General features: G+C 42.1%; 2 protein-coding genes and 1 pseudogene. 1 reads left to right on the top strand and 2 read right to left on the bottom strand.

What is annotated here, in order from left to right; all coding sequences use genetic code 11:
* Window positions 1-183, top strand: a pseudogene (locus tag WB217_RS18220) (two-component system response regulator); the annotation flags it as partial.
* A 371-nt stretch (window positions 184-554) separates the two neighbouring features.
* Here WB217_RS18220 and WB217_RS18215 read toward each other — a convergent pair.
* Window positions 555-1268, bottom strand: a complete 714-nt coding sequence (locus WB217_RS18215; protein WP_423994723.1) for a response regulator — start codon at window positions 1266-1268, stop codon at window positions 555-557.
* Window positions 1265-2285, bottom strand: a 1021-nt coding sequence (locus tag WB217_RS18210; RefSeq protein WP_423994721.1) for an ATP-binding protein, incomplete at its 5' end; no start/stop codon positions are given. The genes WB217_RS18210 and WB217_RS18215, both read right to left, overlap by 4 nt.

The following is a 2285-nucleotide window of genomic DNA, read 5'->3' as shown; positions in this document are numbered from 1 at the left end:
ATGGAGGTCATTGGTAAGGGTGAAGTTGGACTAACAGCAGAAAGTGTCGCAAAAGTAATTGGAATAAGCAGAACAACAGCAAGGCGTTATCTGGAACATCTGGTATCTATAGAGAAAATTGAAGCTGATTTGAATTACGGAACAGTTGGCCGTCCGGAACGGGTTTATATGAGTATAGGATAAAACAGGAATCAAAAAAAGTGGCATCTGCCACTTTTTTTAACAGAGAAGAAAGTATAAAATGCACTTCGAGAAATGTCCAGCTCCAGCGCCTAGCCCCTCGAGTCGCTTGTCTAGTTTCGCCTCCTAGAAACTCCGAAACTTCAACTCCGTCGGCAGAAGCAAAAAGCGCTTCTTTGTCGGAGTCTCCAGTTTCTGCGTTTCTGGGCAGTCGGCTACACATTTCGGTTTCGGTCCTGCCAATGAAGTCAAAAACCGACTTCACAGTCAGGCCCTTCGACGTACACGATGTACTAGTGCCGACGTTGCCGCAGGACGCGGCGTTTTTAGTCGGCCAGCGCTTGTCGGGGCTGACCAAGGCGCTTGCGCTTTTCTTATAAAAATCTATTTACTTGCCCAAGTTTGTCTTCCTTTAATCTGTACAAATAACCCGGCCGGCCAATTCCGTAAGTTAATGACTCTTCGAGTACACCAAGAGTGGATAGGAATTTCAAGTATTTTCGGACTGAAACTCTTGATATTAGTGTAATTTCGGAAATATCATCGGTTGAAAACTGACTATTTTCTTTTGTTTGGATAACATTGATGATGGATTCCAGAGTGCTGCTGGTTAAACCTTTAGGCAGATCATCTATAGATTCCCCGGTTAGCTTTAATTCTGTACTGAGAATATGACCATCAAGGTCCTCTTGTCTAAGCATTTGATTATTCGCAAAGAAATGGTATTTTTCTTTATATTGAATTAAAGCCTGATTAAACCTTTCAAACTCAAATGGTTTAATTAAATAATCTACAGCTCCATACCTTAGGGCAGTTTGAATATTTTCTTTGTCTGCGGCAGCAGTAATCAGGATTACATCGGCTGAAATATTTTGCTCCCGTATAAACCGGAGCAATTCGAGCCCGGTTGCCCCTGGCATATAGACATCAAGCAAAATAAGGTCGACCTGTTCGGATTTAAGATTTTCCATGGCAGCCATTACTGTATGGACGATTCCTGCAAGCGTGAACCCTTTTACTTCCTGCAGGTAACGCTTATTGAATTCTGCAACCATTGGATCATCCTCGATAATCAGCACCCTAATCATTTTCCCACCTCTTTTGCTTCGTATGGAATTTGTATATAAAAATTAGTGCCCAGTAATAATTTTGAGTCAATCGTTAGCTCCCCACCCAGATCCTTAATGCTTTTGTCGACTAAATATAAGCCATATCCTCGGTTTTCCCCTTTTGTAGAATACCCCTTTTTAAAAATCTCTTTTTGCTGCTCGGTTGAAATCCCAGGACCAGAATCAAACACTTCAATTGTTAACCATTTATTGTGATAAGAAAAATTCACTTCCATCGTTTTTTCTTCAGCATCGGCCATTGCCTCAATCGCGTTGTCAATCAAGTTGCCGAGAATCGTAATCAGAGCATGTGTTGTCTTAGTAGCTGCCGGCTCAGGGATATTGGTTGAACTATCTATTGAAAGATCCACATTCTCTTCACGGGCATAGCTTAATTTCCCCATAATAAATCCTGCAAGGGCGGGATCCTTAATATGTTGAGTGATACTGCCGAATTCCTGATTTCGGTAGTCTACCAATGTCCGGATAAAGTCGGATAACTGGTCATAGGATTTCAATTGGACCATTCCAAGTATGACGTGGAGCCTGTTCATAAATTCATGGGACTGCGCACGCAGTGCTTCAGCATACATTCTTACTCCTGTCAGTTGTTCAGCCAGCTGATTAACTTCTGTCTTGTCTCGGAATGTAGAAATAGCACCGACCACCTGGCCATTTACGATAAGCGGAACCCTGTTGACGAGGATGGAAACCCCGTTAATGTTTTGTTCTTCATCAAGTTCAGGCTGGCCTGTTTGCAAGACATGGTCCAATCTGGTTGATGGCATATATTCATAAATTTTCATGCCGACAGGCTTTTGGGGCAGACCGGCCTTTTTAAAAATTTGTAAAGCAGACTTGTTCACTAAGGTGATGGTTGACGTATTATCAACTGCAATGATTCCTTCATGAACAGATTGGAGCATCGTACTTCTTTCCTCAAGAATCTTAGAAATGGCAAATGGCTCAAGGCCCAGCAAGATTTTCTTTATGTAC

This window comes from Mesobacillus sp. (assembly GCF_049588175.1).
Classification (GTDB): domain Bacteria; phylum Bacillota; class Bacilli; order Bacillales; family Cytobacillaceae; genus Mesobacillus.
This window is presented reverse-complemented; position numbering and strand designations above follow the sequence as displayed.

What these genes read in the sequence shown, in the direction of transcription:
- WB217_RS18215 (WP_423994723.1), bottom strand. Translation starts at nt 1,268, where the DNA reads ATGATTAGGGTGCTGATTATCGAGGATGATCCAATGGTTGCAGAATTC.